Origin of the sequence: Paraburkholderia sp. SIMBA_027 (assembly GCF_046535315.1) — a bacterium.
GTDB lineage: Bacteria > Pseudomonadota > Gammaproteobacteria > Burkholderiales > Burkholderiaceae > Paraburkholderia > Paraburkholderia tropica.
In genome coordinates this window covers 1-272 of record NZ_JAWRWY010000570.1, presented here as the reverse complement: position 1 = coordinate 272, position 272 = coordinate 1, and the positions used below count along the sequence as shown (strand labels likewise).

Sequence of the window (272 nt, the reverse complement as noted above, 5' to 3'; positions counted from 1 at the left end):
CAGCAACACCATAGGCAGTCCCTCGTATTTCGAACTCAGGACGAGCAAGGAAGCACGCGCCACTATAGGATGCGGATTGTCCCGATGGCCCACAAAATGCACGCGTCCTTGCAGGCCAAGCTTGGCTGCCAAGTCCTCCAGTTCCTCGCGATACGCGCCGTTTCCAACAATCACCAAGTGCTCTGCGATGGCTCGCCGTTGTACCAGGTCAGCGTACGCACGCAAAAGCGTTCGGTGATCCTTTTGAATCTCATCAAGACGGGCGACGGACA

At 56.6% G+C, this 272-nt stretch carries 1 protein-coding gene; it reads right to left on the bottom strand.

What is annotated here, in order from left to right:
• Positions 1-272 (bottom strand): glycosyltransferase (locus tag SB764_RS40285; RefSeq protein ID WP_410866792.1); only part of this gene is annotated, 272 nt, incomplete at both ends.